Origin of the sequence: Aeromonas jandaei (assembly GCF_037890695.1) — a bacterium.
In the GTDB taxonomy this organism is placed as follows: Bacteria; Pseudomonadota; Gammaproteobacteria; order Enterobacterales; family Aeromonadaceae; genus Aeromonas; species Aeromonas jandaei.
Window position 1 is genome coordinate 3,851,655 of the sequence record NZ_CP149571.1, and the last position, 15,283, is coordinate 3,866,937.

Sequence of the window (15,283 nt, forward strand, 5' to 3'; positions counted from 1 at the left end):
CCAAAAACCGGCTCAAGCTGAAAAACCTTTGCCAGTCGGATTCGATGTTCTCCCCTTTTCCCATCGCACTCCTCTTGTGGCTGTAGCGCTCACCGAATTTCTTTCTGGCCACAATTTGTTTGTGGCATAGTGCCAAAAAACGCGCAGCCTGCGCAGAGACAGGCGCCAACACCACAAACGGAAAATGACAGAGATGGAAAAGAAAATACTGCTAACGGACTGCCCGGACGCCAAGGGCCTCATCGCCAAGATCACCAACATCTGCTACAAGCATCAGCTCAACATCATCAAGAACGATGAGTTCGTTGATCATGAGAATGGCCGCTTCTTCATGCGTACCGAGCTGGAGGGGCGTTTCAATGACGAGACCCTGCTGGCCGACCTCGATGATGCCCTGCCTGCTGGCGCCCAGCGCCGTCTGGTAAAGGCGGGCAAGAAGCGCATCGTCATTCTGGTGACCAAGGAGACTCACTGCCTCGGCGACATCCTGATGAAGAACTACGCCGGCGCGCTGGATATGGACATAGTCGCAGTGATCGGCAACTACGACACCCTCGCCGAGCTGACCGGCAAGTTCGATATTCCGTTCCACACCGTCAGCCACGATGAGCTGAGCCGCACCGAACACGAAGAGCAGGTACGCGCCATCATCGACGGCTATGCGCCGGACTACGTGATCCTGGCCAAGTACATGCGGGTGCTGACCCCCAGCTTCGTCGAGGCTTATCCGCGCAAGATCATCAACATCCACCACTCCTTCCTGCCCGCCTTTATCGGTGCCCGCCCCTATCGCCAGGCATTCGATCGCGGGGTCAAACTGATCGGCGCCACCGCCCACTTCGTCACCGACGATCTGGATGAGGGCCCCATCGTCGAGCAGGACGTGATCCACGTTGATCACACCTTCAGCGCCGATGACATGGCCAAGGCGGGTCGCGATGTAGAGAAGTCGGTACTGAGCCGGGCGCTGGAGCTGGTACTGAACGAACGGGTGTTCGTCTACGGCAACAAGACGGTGGTGTTCAAGTAACAACACCCGATAGTCCGAAAACAACAAAGGCTCCCGCGGGAGCCTTTGTTGTTAGTGTGAAAACCGGTCAGAGTGGCAGGTCGTTGACCGTCATCGATCCTTTGTCCAGCTTCAGCTCGGCATTGAGCTTTTGCTGATCGGCCTTCAGATAACCCATGGCGGTCAACTGCTCCAGCATGGGTGCCAGCTGCGGCACCGCCTTGCCCAGCTTGTCGCTGAGGGAGGCGTGGAGCTGGCCGCTCAGCGCCTGCATTCCCTCCTCGCCGTTGAAGAGTTTGTCGAGCGAGGTAGAGGCAAGTTTTACCTCTCCCTTCATGGCTGCCACTTCGCCATTGAACCTGGCGCTCAGATCCGCCAGCTCCAGAGTCGCGCCGCGCGCCAGCATCTTGTCCAGCGCTTGCTGGATCGCAGTATCCTCCACCCCTTTGCCGCCAGCAGCCTGCAACCCCTGATACCCTTCCAGATCCAGTCCGTTGAGGTGCAGCTCCAGATTACTGTCGGTCACCGCCAGCGAGTCTGTCTCGTTCTCCAGATTGAGTTTGGCCAGCTTCATCCGGTAGCTGCTGGAGAGGGTCTGGGCGTTGTCACCCTTGAGCTGGGTCCCGGTAGTCATCCCCTGCAGGGACACCTTGACGCCGTCAGGCAGTTGCATGGTCAGAGCAGAAAGGCTCATCTCGCTTTGCGGAGAGAGCCAGACCCCGCTGATCTCGGCCAGATCGGCGCTGCCCTTCATCTCGGCCAGCACCAGATCCATCTTGCTCTGCTCTTCGTGAACCGTCATGCCCTGCCAGGTCATGGCGACATGGCCAGTCCCCTCCAGATCGCCGTGGAATTCGCCGGTAAGCGGCAGGAAGTGGAACTCGTCCAGCCCCTGTTTCACCTTGAACTCGTCAGCCCAGAAACGGCTGCTGTTGCCCCGGTTCCAGAGGCTGCTGACCGACTCCAGGCCAAACTGCCACTGCTCCATGCCGAGCGCAGTGAAGACCGGCGCCAGTGAGCCCTGTTTGGTGTCGAGCAGGAAGTGGCTCTTGATATAGAGCGGCATGATGCGGCTCTTCACGGCAAACTCCAGCTCAAGGGGTTGCCCCCCTTCCAGCTCGCTGTCGAGCGCCGCCAGCTCCTGGGGAGTGACCACCAGCTTCAGGACCCATCACGGGTAAAGAGGTTGCTGCTGCCGGGTTGCCACTGCAGATCCAGACCGCTCTCGTTTTCGACCTTGGCGATCTGCTCCGCCATGATGCGGTCGAAACTGTTGCCCGTGTACCAGCATGCAGCCAAACCACCACCTACCAGTGCCGCACCCACGGCAAGGGCCACTATTTTTTTCATATATTCATGTCTCTCCAGGAGTTGTCGCTGCACTCTACGGGGCAAGCTCGGCACTAGGCAAGTCCGATCAGAGGCTCCGTCTGTAATCTTCTGTAACCGGCCATTACAACAAGGGACTGAAAAGGTAGAAGATGTTCTCCATCACCCTCTTGTACCAGGGGCGAGCCTGCCAGCTGGCCAGCGTCATTGGCGTTGCTTCCGCCATGTAGCCCTGCACCAGCTGGGTCATCTGGGCAACGAAGTGCGGGTTATCTACCAGCAGAGTCACCTCAAAGTTGAGCCAGAGGCTGCGCCTGTCCAGATTGACCGTCCCCACCAGAGCAAAATCGTCGTCCACCAGCACGCTCTTGGTGTGGAGCAGACCGGCATCGTAGCGATAGATCTCCACCCCGGCCGCCAGCAACTCCTCCATAAAGGCGTTGCAGGCATAGTTGGCCATGATGGAGTCGTTGCGAGCCGGCAGCACCAGCTGCACCTGTACTCCGCGCGCGGCCGCCGAGCTGAGCGCCGCAGCCAGCGGATCATCCGGCACGAAATAGGGCGTGGTCAGCACCAGATGACTGCGTGCCTGATAGATGGCGAGCAGCAGGCTTTGCTGGATGCAGTCGCCACCAACGAACGGGCCGGACGGAATAAGCTGGGCGCGATAGTTGGTCTGTGGCCACACTTCCGGCTCGTGCTGCAGGCTGTCGAGCAACCGCTCGCCGGTCTCAACTTCCCAGTCCCAGACAAAGATGGACCACATCAGCGGCACTATGGGCCCCTGCACCCGGATCATGATATCGACCCACTGGCCGACCCCGGCATCCTGCTTGAAGAAACGGGGATCCACCATGTTCATTGAGCCGGTGTAACCGACCCGGTCATCGATCACCACCAGTTTGCGGTGCATTCGCAGATCCTGGCGCTGGAAGGGGATGCGCCAGGCACCGACCGGCAGTACCTCCACCAGCTTGACCCCCGCCTTGCGCAGCTTTTTCGGCCAGCCCGAGCGGAAGAAGTGCTTGCTCCCGACCGAATCCAGCAGCAAACGACAATCCACGCCGCGCTGGGCCACCTCCATCAGCGCTTCGCACACATCGTCAGCATCGCCGCCGGGGTGCCAGATATAGAACTCCATATAGCAGGAGAGAGTCGATTTACGGATGTCCTGAGCAATCTCGCGCAGTATTTGATCGGGTCTGCTGAGCAGGGTCATCCGGTTGCCGGAGAGCATCGGCATGGCGAGCCGCCCCTGGATCAGGTCGTGCAGTGGCTGGGCCTTCTCCCCCACTTCGCAGCAGTGCTGGGGGAAGAGGCGGGCCAGCTGGCGGATCCAGATGGCATAAGGGCGATACATGGCTTGCGCCCGTTCACCGCGCCGCCGTCCCAGCTTGATCTCGCCAAACAGAACGTAGAAGCCGACCCCGGCAAAGGGGATGGCGTAGATGAGGGCCAGCCAAGCCAGGGATACGCCGATGGGGCGCCGCTTCATCACCACCCGAATTGAAACACCGGTGACGATGACGGTGTGAAACAGCAGCAACAGCCAGCCGAGAAAACGGGAAAAAAGCAGGTGGAGATCGTATTCGAGACCGTCGAGCAACGGGAACTCCTTCTAATCGACAAGGGGCGGTGGGCAGATCCCACACGGCAGGAATGTTATGCTGTAGGGCAAATCCATTCTATCAGGTCGCACGCATGATTCTGCAATCTATGCTGCTCAGCCTGGCCATGCTAGGCCAAGGCTCATATGACATCAATGAGCAACAGATAAACCAGTACCTGCAATCTCAGGTTCAAGTCGACAAACAGCTGGAGTTGCCCGGTATCATCAAGGCCCATGTGAAGCTTGAGCAGAGCGATGTACAACTCGGTCGCCAGCGTCCGGACACTGCCCGGGTCTACGGCAAGGGCAAGCTCAAGATCGCCCTGCCCGACAACACCGAATATGATGCTCGCCTGCAGATGACCTATGAAGCGAGACCCCGTTACGACAAGAGCCAGAGTGCCCTGTTTCTCGACAACATGAAACTGGTGGAGTACAAGCTGGAGCCGGAGGCAGCGGAGAAGAAGTTTGGTCTGATGCTCGGCATGCTGCTGCAAAGCATGGAAAAAAGGCTGGAGAGCCAACCCGTCTACAAGCTCAATGACAAGGATCCGCAGCAGGCATGGCTCAAAGAGAATCTGCTGGGGCTGGAGCTGTCACCGGGCAAGATCCATCTGCTTACCAAAGAACGCTGACCCCTACGTTCAATTCGGGAGGGGCTGGCTGGTCTCCCGCACCAACAGCTCCACCTGATAACCCTGTTGCTGTTGCCGCTCAAAAAGAGAGAAGAGAGAGCCTCGCAATCTGTGCAGTGGCAGATCGGCAAAACCGGCTTTGATGTAGAAGGGTTTCTCGAATGGCAAGGCCTGACACACCACCGGCTTGTCGTCGAGTCCGTGGCAGGCATGCTGCAGCAGGCGTGATCCCAGCCCGAGTGACTGATAGTGGGGTAGCAGACGAAAACCACACAGATGGTAGAAATCCTCTTCGTCCCGCACCCTGACCGCCCCGACCAGCCAGTGAGCATCGCGCACGACAAAGATCCGCTCGGCCAGATCCGGCACGTAGTGGGAGAAGGTCGTTTCATAATAGTCCCTGATCAGAGAGAGGTCGGCGTCACAGTACTCTTCGAAGGTGAGTTCCATCGCCAGCGAGCTTGCCACAAACAAATCCTTTTGCAATCAATGAGTAGTGCCATGTGGTTGCTGCTAATCCGACCAGATGACGAGAGCAAGATAGCACGCCTTTCATTAACAAAAAAGTCGATATCCACCAGAGGCCAACGAGAGCAGAAGCAGCTCTGTTGCACACCGTGATCCCGCTCACCTGCCGGCAACGCTCACCCTGTTTTCCCGCTTGTTCTGCCCCCCTCATGATGCTTTACTCAACACACGCATAGAGGAAGGAGTTTGCGGTTTGAAAGCATGGAAGCTGACAGGCCATCTGTTGTTGATCCCCTTGGCAGGATGGTGCGAAGCGCCGCCTCCTGCCGAGGTGGTTTTTCTGTCGGCAGCCCCCGTTCCACCTCTGCGCCTGCCGCTTGCAACCCCCGAGGCACAGGCACAGGCACAGGCACAGGCACAGGCACAACAGGGGAACAAGCAGATCCATGTTTACAAGTCGGTGCAGAAGAACGGCGTGATCCGCTACTCGGACATGGTGCCGGAGCAAGGCAACTACGAGTTGCTGCTCTTTAACGACTGCTTCGCCTGCGACCCGAAATCGGACGTCAACTGGCACACTACCGGGCTTTTTCTCTATGACTACGCCAGCACTATCAAGGCGGCGGCAGACACCTATCACGTAGAACCGGCCCTCATTCGGGCACTCATCCACGCCGAATCGGCCTTCAATCCGATGGCGATTTCTCGCAAAGGGGCCATGGGTCTGACCCAGCTGATGCCGGAAACGGCGCGGGAGCTGGGGGTTGGCAATGCCCTGCTGGCAGAGCAGAACATCTTCGGCGGGGTAAAATACCTGGCGGGATTGCTCAAGCAGTATGACGGCAACATAGCGCTGGCTACCGCAGCCTATAACGCGGGAGCAGGCGCCGTGCAAAAACATGGTGGCATCCCCCCTTACGCCGAAACTCGCGCCTATGTGGAGCGTGTCCAGCTGCTGCATCAGCGATACAAAGAGATGCTGCAGGCCAAGGGGCTATAGGCCCTCAGGTTTTTCCCACCGCCAGAAAATAAAAAACACGCCCTTGGGCGTGTCGATACCACACTTTGTTTCGCGAACGATTACTTCTGCTCAGCCGCCACCAGGCGATAAGCCAGCGCACCCAGAATGGCACCGACGATCGGGGCAACCCAGAACAGCCACAGCTGGCCGATAGCCCAGTCACCGACAAACAGCGCGACACCGGTACTGCGGGCAGGGTTGACCGAGGTATTGGTCACCGGAATGCTCACCAGATGGATCAGGGTCAGGCACAGGCCGATGGCAACCGGAGCAAGCGCAGCTGGCGCACGGCTGTCGGTAGCGCCCATGATGACGAACAGGAAGAAGCCGGTCATCACAGCTTCGCACACCAGTGCCGCCATCATGCTGTAGCCGCCCGGGGAGTGCTCACCGTAGCCATTGGAGGCAAAGCCGGCGGAGAGATCAAAACCGGCCTGGCCACTGGCAATCACATAGAGTACGGCAGCGGCGGCAATTGCCCCCAGCACCTGCGCCACTATGTAAGAGATCACGCCGGAAGCCGGGAAACGACCGCCAGCCCACAGCCCGATGGTGACTGCCGGGTTGAGATGGCAACCGGAGATATGGCCGATGGCATACGCCATGGTCAGTACGGTCAGGCCAAATGCCAGCGATACACCCAAGAGGCCGATCCCTACATGGGGGAAGGCTGCAGCCAGCACGGCACTGCCACAACCTCCCAATACCAGCCAGAAGGTTCCCAAAAACTCTGCTGCTACAGGTTTCACACTATGTCTCCCGATAAGATGAGATAAAAAGGCCCACAAAGGGGCCATGCGTTAACACGCGCAGCATTATGGGAGGAGCAATGGCCGATGCGAACCCGGTTACCAGCCGCCACAAAACGTGATTCAAGTCACAATTAGTTGATTAATAGAGGTATTTATCAGTAGCAAGCCACACAGAGGCTGTTGCCAACAAGAAGCCTCATGCGACAACTTGTGACTCCAAAGGCCTGTTCTGTCTATTTGTTGATCAACAATTCAGGGCCACACCGGCGGATCACTTGATCGGCGAAAATCGGCTGACCACCTGACCCTGATGCTCAATCCACTCCATGAACATGGCGACGGGGCGGGCATAGACGGTGCCATCCTGCTCCGACTGATAGATCACCAGATGCTCGCCTGTTTCGGTATGGCTGGCCAGGGTCAGCACCTGATAGTAACCCCCCTTGAAGTGACGATAGCGGCCGGGTGTGGGTGCATGCATGGGATACCTCTGCAGATGAAACAGGACGGGAAAGGAGAAATATCGCTGGCCAGTGCCAGTTGTATCAGCTTTTCCTCGTCGGAAATGACGATGAAGAGGCTTTTTTACACAAGCCAATCGTGCCAGAGAGCGTGAAGATTTCAACACAGTAGAGTAGCTTTGTTAATCACTCCCCCATCTTTCACTGGTGAACCTTGCCAAGCACAAACGATCGTGCTGAATTTAACCTTTTAATAACTCTGTTTTGGGGCTAAAAATCAGGAATTTCTACTAAAAAGAAGATTGTTCTAGCATTCAATTCTGTGAAGAATAGGGGAAAAGATATTTGATACTAAAAATCGCCTTTTTCGCCAACGCGTCCCTGTGGGGAAGGAATCACTGTCACCATGTTCACAATCGACAAGTCGCACAAGCTCGACGATGTCTGCTATGACATCCGCGGCCCGGTGCATAAAGAAGCTCGCCGTCTCGAAGACGAAGGCCACCGCATTCTCAAGCTCAACATCGGCAACCCGGCCCCGTTCGGCTTTGATGCGCCGGAAGAGATCATCAAGGATGTGATCCTCAACATGCCCCAGAGCCAGGGCTACTGCGACTCCAAAGGGCTCTTCTCCGCCCGCAAGGCGGTGATGCAGTACTACCAGCAAAAAGGGATGCGCAAGGTCGACATCGACGACATCTACATCGGCAATGGCGCCAGCGAGCTTATCGTGATGGCGATGCAGGCGCTGCTCAACAACGGCGACGAGATGCTGGTGCCCTCCCCCGACTACCCGCTCTGGACCGCCGCCGTCACCCTCTCCGGTGGCCATGCGGTGCATTATCGCTGCGACGAAGGGGCCGACTGGTATCCGGATCTCGATGACATCCGCGCCCGCATCACCCCGCGCACCCGCGGCCTGGTGCTGATCAACCCCAACAACCCGACCGGCGCCGTTTACGGCAGCGAGTTCCTGCTGGAGGTGATCGAGATCGCCCGCCAGCACAACCTCATCATCTTCGCCGACGAGATCTACGACAAGATCCTCTACGACGATATCTCCCACACCAGCGTCTGCACCCTGTGCGACGATGTGATGGTGGTGACCTTCAACGGCCTCTCCAAGGCCTACCGCGCCTGCGGCTTCCGTCAGGGCTGGATGGTCATCACCGGCCCCAAAGGCCGTGCTCGCGGTTACATTGAAGGGCTGGAGATGCTGGCCTCCATGCGGCTGTGTGCCAACGTGCCGATGCAGCACGCCATCCAGACAGCCCTTGGCGGCTACCAGAGCATCAACGAGCTGATCCTGCCGGGCGGCCGCCTGCGCAAGCAGCGGGACAAGGCATGGGAGCTCTTGAACGAGATCCCGGGGGTCTCCTGCGTCAAACCCAAGGGGGCGCTCTACATGTTCCCCCGCCTTGACCCCAAGGTGTATGACATCCGCGACGACCAGAAGATGGTGTTCGACCTGTTGCAACAGGAGAAGCTGCTGCTGGTGCAAGGCACCGGCTTCAACTGGCCGGCGCCGGATCACTTCCGGCTGGTGTTCCTGCCCCGGGAAGAGGAGCTGGAGGATGCCATCGGCCGCCTCGCCCGCTTCCTCAAGGGCTACAAGCAGTAAGCAAGGCTCATGAAAAAGGCTCCCGCGGGAGCCTTTTTGTTATCTGTCGTTTTATTCGTACCATCAACCGTGCAGCAGGGCGCCAGCCACCAGTACCGCCATGGTGATGAGAGCTACCCCGATGATGAAGGGCAGCACCCAACGCACGAAGCGATCGTAGGGGATCTTGGCGAGCGCCAGACCCGCCACCAGATGGGCGGCGGTGGGGGCAAACAGGTTGATCCAGCCGGAGGCGGACTGATAGGCGGTGATCACCAGATCCCGCGAGATGCCGGAGAAGTCAGCCAGTGGCCCCATCAACGGCATGGAGACGGTCGCCAGCCCCGAGGTGGACGGGATGAAGAAGCTCAGGATGATGTGCACCAGATAAGCCATCAGGATGAAGACTGACGAAGAGAGTCCGCTCACCAGCCCCTCGGCCCAGTGCAAGATGGTGTCGATGATAACGCCATGCTCCATCACCACATAGATGCCGCGCGCCACCGCTACCACCAGCGCCACTCCGATGAGGTCTCGCGCCCCGTTGAGGAAGGTCGCCACATAGTTGGACTCCGGCATCCGGTTGATCAGCGCGATCAGGATAGAGGCGCTGAAGAACAGGGTGGAGAGCTCGTCAAACCACCAGCCAAAGGTGGGCAGCGCATCGATCCCCAAATCCGACCAGGGCACCACCGCATAGATCATCAGCAGGAAGGTGCCGAAGAATACCAGCATGGTGAGCTTCTGCTTGCCGGTGAAGGCGAGGTTGCCGCTCTTCATCTGGGAGAACTCGTCGTCATAGACAATGTCGGCCAGCACGGAGCGGGACTTGTCCTGCTGCACCTGTTTGGCGTAGCGCATCACGAACCAGGAGGCGAAGATCACCAGCAGCAGCCACTGGATGACCCGCAGGCCAATCCCCTCACCGATGGGAATGCCGGCAAAACCGGAGGCGATGCCGGTAGCAAACGGGTTGACGGTGGAGGCGAGCACCCCGACCCCGGAGCCAAGCAGGATAATCCCCGCCGCCACCATGCGATCAAAGCCCGCCGCCATCATCACCGGCACGATCAGTGCCCAGAAGGCCACCGTCTCCTCCGCCATGCCGAAGGTGGAACCACCAAGAGCAAAGAGAGCGATCAGCACCGGGATCAGCAGCCGTTCGCGCCCGGCAAAGCCGCGCACGATGGCTCCCACCCCGGCATCCAGTGCCCCGCTCTGCATGGTCACCGCGAGAAAACCACCGATGATGAGCACGAACAGTGCGACGTCGGCCGCCTTGTGAAAGCCCTGAATGGGGGCCTTGAGCACATCGAATACCCCCTGCGGATGAGAGGGCAACTCGGTGTAGCTGCCGGGCACCGGCAACAGTCGCTCATCGCCGCTGTAGTCAGCCACGGCCGCGGCCGCCACCGGCTGCTGGGTCTTGGCCGTCACATAGTTGTATTTGCCCGCCGGCAGCACCCAGGTGAGGGCTGCCATCAGGGCGATGATGATGAAAAGCAGGGTATAGACAGTGGGGAGTTGGCGCTTTTTGGGCGCTTCATTTGGAGTGGTCATAGCTTCCGTACCTCGGCAATGCCGTCATGTGATCCGATCACCGCCAGACTAGCGGGTTTGATATGGGAAAAAGGTGATCGCTGATAATAAAATTCCGTAACTTAGCGGTATTTTTGCCAAAAAAACAGGGCCCCGCGGGGCCCCATTTTCACTTGAGTCAGACTCAGAGCTCGACCACATCGAATTTCACGTCCGGATTCACATCCGCATCGTAATCGACCTCGTCCAGACCGAAACCGAACAAGCGCAGGAACTCCTGCTTGTAGCCGGTGTAATCGGTCAGCTCGGAGAGGTTCTCGCTGGTGATGGATGGCCACAGGTCGCGGCAGGTCTGCTGCACGTCTTCGCGCAGTTCCCAGTCATCCATGCGGATGCGGGCCTGATCGTCCAGCGCCATGTCGGAAGCGTAGAGACGGGTGCGCATCATGCGATCCACCTGCTCCATGCAGCCTTCGTGAATGCCCTTCTCTTTCATGATCTTGAAGGCCATGGAGATATAGAGCGGCATCACCGGAATGGCGGAAGAAGCTTGAGTCACCACGGATTTCAGCACGGCCACGTGAGCGGTGCCGCCCTTGGCAGCCAGATCGCCACGGATGGCGGCAGCGGCGCGGTCCAGATCTTCCTTGGCGCGACCCAGAGTGCCATGCCAGTAGATTGGCCAGGTCAAATCGGTACCGATGTAGGAGTAAGCCACGGACTTGGCGCCGTCAGCCAGCACGCCAGCATCGCGCAGGGCGGCCATCCACAGCTCCCAATCCTGACCGCCCATGACGGTGATGGTGTTCTGGATCTCTTCCTCGTTCGCCGGCTCAACGGTGGCGGTGATGATCTGATCCTTGTTGGTATCGATGGCGGTGGTGGTGTAAACCTCACCGATCGGTTTGAGGGCAGAGCGCACCACTTCGCCGGTTTCCGGCATCTTGCGCACCGGAGAGGCCAGAGAGTAGACCACCAGATCAATCTGACCCAGATCCTGCTTGATGAGCTCGATCACCTTGGCGCGGCACTCGTTGGAGAAGGCATCGCCATTGACGCTCTTGGCGTAGAGGCCTGCCTCTTTGGCAGCCTTGTCGAAGGCAGCGGAGTTGTACCAGCCGGCGGTACCGGTCTTGGACTCGGTGCCCGCTTTTTCAAAGAAGACGCCGAGGGTGGCGGCGCCAGAGCCAAAGGCGGCAGCAATGCGGGAGGCCAGACCATAACCGGTGGAAGCGCCGATCACCAACACCTTCTTGGGACCATTCTCGATGGTGCCCTTGGCTTTGGTGTAAGCAATCTGGCGACGAACATTGGCTTCACAGCCAACCGGGTGAGTGGTGGTGCAGATAAAGCCGCGAACCTTGGGTTTGATAATCATATGGGGTCTCGGATCCGTTTAATGGATGAAATCGGGGCATAAGATACCTCATCTTGCCGCGATAAGGTGCTCTGATGTGTTGAACGGCAACAAAAATCCATCAGCCCACGACAGAAATGAAAGAGAAATAGCCTCCCAGAGCTTTGGTTGCCCCACGGCACATTCGGGCACTTGCCAGAAGCCGCTTGCCCACCCATGGCTGGCATATACTTGGACAACATCGTGGCGCTGGATGATTGGCCCAACAGGGCGGAGGTAACATGACCAGATGTTGGCAAAGATGCTTGTTGTGGGCGGCTGTGGCACTGTTTGCAGCCAGTGAGGTATCAGCCAAACCGACTGTCGGCATGGTACTGAAATCGGTCCGCAACGAGTTTTTCATCGAGATGGCGAAAGGGGCAGAGACCTATGCTGCGGCCCACCCCGACGCTCTGACACTACAGCTAGAAGGCATCCAGCAGGAGGTGGATGTCACAGGTCAGGAGGCGATTATCCGCAAGATGATCGGCCAGAAAGTGGATGCCCTGGTGGTGGTACCGACCGATTCGGTCGCCATGCTGCCCGTTCTGATGGAGGCGATCCGCGCCGGCATTCTGGTCATCAACATGGACAACAAGCTAGATGACAGGGCACTGGTGCTGGAAGGGGTCAATGTCCCCTTCGTCGGCCCCAGCAACTTTGCCGGCGCGCGCAGTGTCGGCGAATATGTCGCAAAAAAACTCCCGGCGGGCAGTAAAGTCGGGCTGATCGAGGGCCCCCCCGGTGCCATCAACAGCCGGGCTCGCAGTGACGGATTCCGGGCCGCCCTGCGCGCTGCTGACATGGTTGTCGCCGGCGTGCGCAGCGGCTACTGGGACACAGCTCAGGGCAAGAGCGCAACTATCGATCTCCTCAAGGCAACCCCGGACGTCAAGGCGCTGCTCTGCGGTAACGACAATATGGCCATCGGTGCCGCCCAAGCCCTAGCTGAGCTGGGGCTCAAAGGCAAGGTGCTGATCGGTGGCTATGACAATATTCCGGGGATCCACCCCTATCTCAGCGATGGATCTGTGGTGGCAACCGCAGACCAGTATCCGGGCAAGCAGGCACAATATGCGCTCGACCTCGCCCTGAAAGCGCTGGCGCAGAAAATAACGCAAGCCGATCTGCCCGGCATAGTGCAAACCCCTGTGGAGCTGGTCACACATCCTTAGGAGGCTAGATGAAGGGGTGGTGGGTATTGCTGCTGTTGTGGTGCCAACTTGCATCGGCCGGGCCAGTGCTAAACATCTATGCCGATGCCTACCCCCCTTTCATTCAGGTTACCGGAGAACAGCTGAGCGGCCCTTATGTCGATGTCTTTGCCCGCTTGGCCAAGCAGCAAGGGATAGAGATTCATTTGCAAGCCAAGCCCATGCGGCGTCTGCTCAAAATAGTGGCCACCGAGCCAAACAGCTGCGGACTTGGGGTGCACTTTTCGGCGGAAAATGCCGAAACCCTGCGCTACGTTGCGCGCATCGCCCCCATCACCCTCGCAGTCTACGCCCGGCAAGAAACTATTCCGCCCCTGAGCAACATAGAAGCGCTACGCAACTACCGGATTGGTGCCATCGATGTGGCAGAGCTGAGGGAGCTGCTTGATAACGCAGCGATCCGCTACGAGCTGCTACCCAAGGCCAGTCTGGGGATCGCCATGCTGCAAGCCGGGCGCTTCGACCTGTTGATTAGCGACGAGCTCCCCGAGCTGATCACCTCCCCCAGACATAAAAACAGGCTCCAGCGAGTGATGATCCTTGCCCGGGTGGAAAGGTGGCTAGCCTGCCATCCGCAACTCCCGCCCGACACAGTGAAACGCCTGCGCACATCGCTCTCTCTTGGAGTCTTTGGCGATGCCATGGCCGATATCTGGCAAGGGTATGGTTTGAGCTCGGTATATGAGGGGGTCAGACGGGAGTGGATTGTTATTCCCTGACCACATCCCTAGTCAACCTTCTCTACGCGGCAAACTTCAGCGACACCAGCACAGGTCTTCTCTCCTTCTTTCGCCCTCCCCACCTTTCACCTCGAGCTATCAATGGTGCCCCCGCTTGAGGCAGTCAGCAGGCTATCCGGGTGATCTTGCCCGCTTGCAGCTTGTAGAAGGCATCCTGCGGCAACTCCTGAGCCCAGATCGCCGCCTCATCGAGGTCGGCATAGACGCCACGCAGCATGGCGCCGAGCAGACCGTGGGAAATGACGATGGCCCGCTCGGCGATGGCAGGATCCAGCAGCCACTGGAGTGCCCGACGCTGAATGCTGAGGACACTCTCGGCCCCTGGGGCCTGCAGATACCAATCGCCCCTGCCGGTATCGAGTTCAGGGTGAGACTGGCAGAGCTCGGGGATCCGGCACCCTTCCCACTCCCCCATGCCGAGCTCCATCAGCCGCTCATCCCAGATAATGCGATCGGCGGGCAAACCCAACTGCTCGCACACCAGCAGGGCGGTCTGACGAGCGCGCCCGAGCGGGCTGGCGTAGACACTCCAGCGTGCCGGATCCGCCAACTCGTCGGCAAGCCGCCGTCCCATGGCAATAGCTTGCGCTTCGCCCTTCTCGGTCAGATCGGAGTTGCAGCGTCCCTGCAGGCGCTGTTCGGCATTGAAAAGGGTCTGGCCATGGCGCAGCAGATAGATGATTCGTGACATGTGATTTCCAGCTGATTCAACGAGATGGGAACAAGGCGACAACCCGGGTGGGGCGGTAACGGCTTTCATTGCCCATGCAGGGTAACGCACAGCCAGCGTTACGGCCTGTGACTCTGGCTGTTGTCGCTTGTGCAGAGTATGGGGAGGCAGGTGTCATGCACCTACCCCTTCTTGATCTCCCGCAGGTAGCGGTAGATGGAGTGGACCGAGATGCCGAGCTGGCGCGCGGCGATCTGGGCACTGTCTTTAAGCTCGAAGATCCCCATGTCGTGCAGCTGATTGACGATAACCCGGGTCTTCTGGGAAGGGGGTACGGCCTCATTGCCACGCACCTCGGCACTGACGGTATCTATGGTGCTGTTGAGCGCTTCGTCGATGTTGCGGGCAAACACCTCGGGGGTAGCGTGGTTCTCGCTGGCATGCATGCACTCGGGCATCATGGCACGCAACACGGATTGCAGCGGGGCATCCATATCGGTGTTGATGCAGAGCAGTCCGATTGCCTTGTGCTCCCCGTTGCGAATGACGGTGGTGAGCGAACGCAGGGTCTTGCCGGTCGCACACTTGGTCATGTAGGGGTTGGAGATATCCTGCCCGCTCTTGAGCTTGATCATCGCCAGGTTGGTGATGGGGGCGCCGACGCTGCGGCCGGTGATATGGCCGTTGGCAATCTTGATGATCGAGGGGTTGCGCACATCCAGACTGTGGAGCAGCACCTCGGTGTGCTGACCATACATGGCGGCGATACCATCCACGATGATCTCCATCGATTTGAGGATCTGGAAATCGTTCTGACTCAACTCTTGCAGCTTCACATTC

At 58.8% G+C, this 15,283-nt stretch carries 14 protein-coding genes and 1 pseudogene; 6 read left to right on the top strand and 9 right to left on the bottom strand.

Translation table 11 applies throughout. The features are described from left to right. The first annotated feature begins 193 nt into the window (after positions 1–193). The gene (gene purU / locus WE862_RS17915) at positions 194–1,030 is read left to right on the top strand and encodes a formyltetrahydrofolate deformylase (protein ID WP_041208675.1); all 837 of its coding nucleotides are present in this window, start codon (positions 194–196) and stop codon (positions 1,028–1,030) included. Between the two features lie 67 nt (positions 1,031–1,097). Here the strand turns inward: purU and WE862_RS17920 are convergent. Continuing rightward, positions 1,098–2,359, bottom strand: a pseudogene (locus WE862_RS17920) (DUF945 family protein). 103 nt (positions 2,360–2,462) lie between these two features. Then, entirely contained in the window at positions 2,463–3,944 is a 1,482-nt protein-coding gene (gene cls, locus WE862_RS17925; protein ID WP_042031325.1) for a cardiolipin synthase, read from the bottom strand. 95 nt (positions 3,945–4,039) lie between these two features. Here cls and WE862_RS17930 point away from each other — a divergent pair, with 95 nt between their 5' ends. After that, the gene (locus WE862_RS17930; RefSeq protein ID WP_033115032.1) at positions 4,040–4,582 is read left to right on the top strand and encodes a DUF1439 domain-containing protein; all 543 of its coding nucleotides are present in this window, start codon (positions 4,040–4,042) and stop codon (positions 4,580–4,582) included. Between the two features lie 9 nt (positions 4,583–4,591). On the opposite strand, the gene WE862_RS17935 is transcribed toward WE862_RS17930, so the two are convergent. After that, on the bottom strand, positions 4,592–5,032 hold the full coding sequence (locus WE862_RS17935) for a GNAT family N-acetyltransferase (protein WP_042031610.1): 441 nt from the start codon (positions 5,030–5,032) through the stop codon (positions 4,592–4,594). Positions 5,033–5,303: 271 nt separating this feature from the next. Here WE862_RS17935 and WE862_RS17940 point away from each other — a divergent pair, with 271 nt between their 5' ends. After that, positions 5,304–6,050, top strand: coding sequence for a lytic transglycosylase domain-containing protein (locus WE862_RS17940; protein ID WP_198493490.1), 747 nt, complete (start codon positions 5,304–5,306; stop codon positions 6,048–6,050). Positions 6,051–6,130: 80 nt separating this feature from the next. On the opposite strand, the gene aqpZ is transcribed toward WE862_RS17940, so the two are convergent. Both aqpZ and WE862_RS17950 read right to left on the bottom strand, forming a co-directional pair. Further along, the gene (gene aqpZ, locus WE862_RS17945) at positions 6,131–6,820 is read right to left on the bottom strand and encodes an aquaporin Z (RefSeq protein WP_042031328.1); all 690 of its coding nucleotides are present in this window, start codon (positions 6,818–6,820) and stop codon (positions 6,131–6,133) included. Positions 6,821–7,094: 274 nt separating this feature from the next. Continuing rightward, positions 7,095–7,304: a DUF1653 domain-containing protein gene (locus WE862_RS17950; protein WP_042031330.1), complete on the bottom strand. Its 210-nt coding sequence runs from the start codon at positions 7,302–7,304 to the stop codon at positions 7,095–7,097. Positions 7,305–7,690: 386 nt separating this feature from the next. On the opposite strand from WE862_RS17950, the gene WE862_RS17955 reads away from it, so the two are divergent. Continuing rightward, positions 7,691–8,905 carry a pyridoxal phosphate-dependent aminotransferase gene (locus WE862_RS17955; RefSeq protein ID WP_043851260.1) on the top strand — a complete coding sequence of 405 codons (1,215 nt, stop codon included), beginning with the start codon at positions 7,691–7,693 and terminating at the stop codon, positions 8,903–8,905. 63 nt (positions 8,906–8,968) lie between these two features. Here the strand turns inward: WE862_RS17955 and WE862_RS17960 are convergent, their stop codons facing one another. Beyond that, positions 8,969–10,444 carry a YfcC family protein gene (locus WE862_RS17960; RefSeq protein ID WP_042031335.1) on the bottom strand — a complete coding sequence of 492 codons (1,476 nt, stop codon included), beginning with the start codon at positions 10,442–10,444 and terminating at the stop codon, positions 8,969–8,971. A 163-nt stretch (positions 10,445–10,607) separates the two neighbouring features. Then, on the bottom strand, positions 10,608–11,801 hold the full coding sequence (fabV, locus tag WE862_RS17965) for an enoyl-ACP reductase FabV (RefSeq protein WP_005361765.1): 1,194 nt from the start codon (positions 11,799–11,801) through the stop codon (positions 10,608–10,610). A 299-nt stretch (positions 11,802–12,100) separates the two neighbouring features. On the opposite strand from fabV, the gene WE862_RS17970 reads away from it, so the two are divergent. Then, entirely contained in the window at positions 12,101–12,994 is an 894-nt protein-coding gene (locus tag WE862_RS17970) for a sugar ABC transporter substrate-binding protein (protein ID WP_225628368.1), read from the top strand. A gap of 8 nt (positions 12,995–13,002) precedes the next feature. After that, positions 13,003–13,752, top strand: coding sequence for a substrate-binding periplasmic protein (locus WE862_RS17975; RefSeq protein ID WP_042031336.1), 750 nt, complete (start codon positions 13,003–13,005; stop codon positions 13,750–13,752). Positions 13,753–13,876: 124 nt separating this feature from the next. On the opposite strand, the gene WE862_RS17980 is transcribed toward WE862_RS17975, so the two are convergent. Together WE862_RS17980 and WE862_RS17985 are read right to left on the bottom strand one after the other, a co-directional pair. After that, the gene (locus WE862_RS17980) at positions 13,877–14,464 is read right to left on the bottom strand and encodes a histidine phosphatase family protein (protein ID WP_042031337.1); all 588 of its coding nucleotides are present in this window, start codon (positions 14,462–14,464) and stop codon (positions 13,877–13,879) included. A 161-nt stretch (positions 14,465–14,625) separates the two neighbouring features. Further along, on the bottom strand, positions 14,626–15,279 hold the full coding sequence (locus WE862_RS17985) for a helix-turn-helix transcriptional regulator (RefSeq protein ID WP_033115023.1): 654 nt from the start codon (positions 15,277–15,279) through the stop codon (positions 14,626–14,628). Between the last annotated feature and the right edge of the window lie 4 nt (positions 15,280–15,283).

Excerpts from the sequence above, each read along its gene's own strand:
- WE862_RS17975 (WP_042031336.1), top strand. The coding sequence starts at position 13,003 with ATGAAGGGGTGGTGGGTATTGCTGCTGTTGTGGTGCCAACTTGCATCG.
- WE862_RS17950 (WP_042031330.1), bottom strand. The coding sequence starts at position 7,304 with ATGCATGCACCCACACCCGGCCGCTATCGTCACTTCAAGGGGGGTTAC.
- WE862_RS17930 (WP_033115032.1), top strand. The coding sequence starts at position 4,040 with ATGATTCTGCAATCTATGCTGCTCAGCCTGGCCATGCTAGGCCAAGGC.
- fabV (WP_005361765.1), bottom strand. The coding sequence starts at position 11,801 with ATGATTATCAAACCCAAGGTTCGCGGCTTTATCTGCACCACCACTCAC.
- WE862_RS17935 (WP_042031610.1), bottom strand. The coding sequence starts at position 5,032 with ATGGAACTCACCTTCGAAGAGTACTGTGACGCCGACCTCTCTCTGATC.
- WE862_RS17980 (WP_042031337.1), bottom strand. The coding sequence starts at position 14,464 with ATGTCACGAATCATCTATCTGCTGCGCCATGGCCAGACCCTTTTCAAT.
- WE862_RS17955 (WP_043851260.1), top strand. The coding sequence starts at position 7,691 with ATGTTCACAATCGACAAGTCGCACAAGCTCGACGATGTCTGCTATGAC.
- WE862_RS17960 (WP_042031335.1), bottom strand. The coding sequence starts at position 10,444 with ATGACCACTCCAAATGAAGCGCCCAAAAAGCGCCAACTCCCCACTGTC.
- purU (WP_041208675.1), top strand. The coding sequence starts at position 194 with ATGGAAAAGAAAATACTGCTAACGGACTGCCCGGACGCCAAGGGCCTC.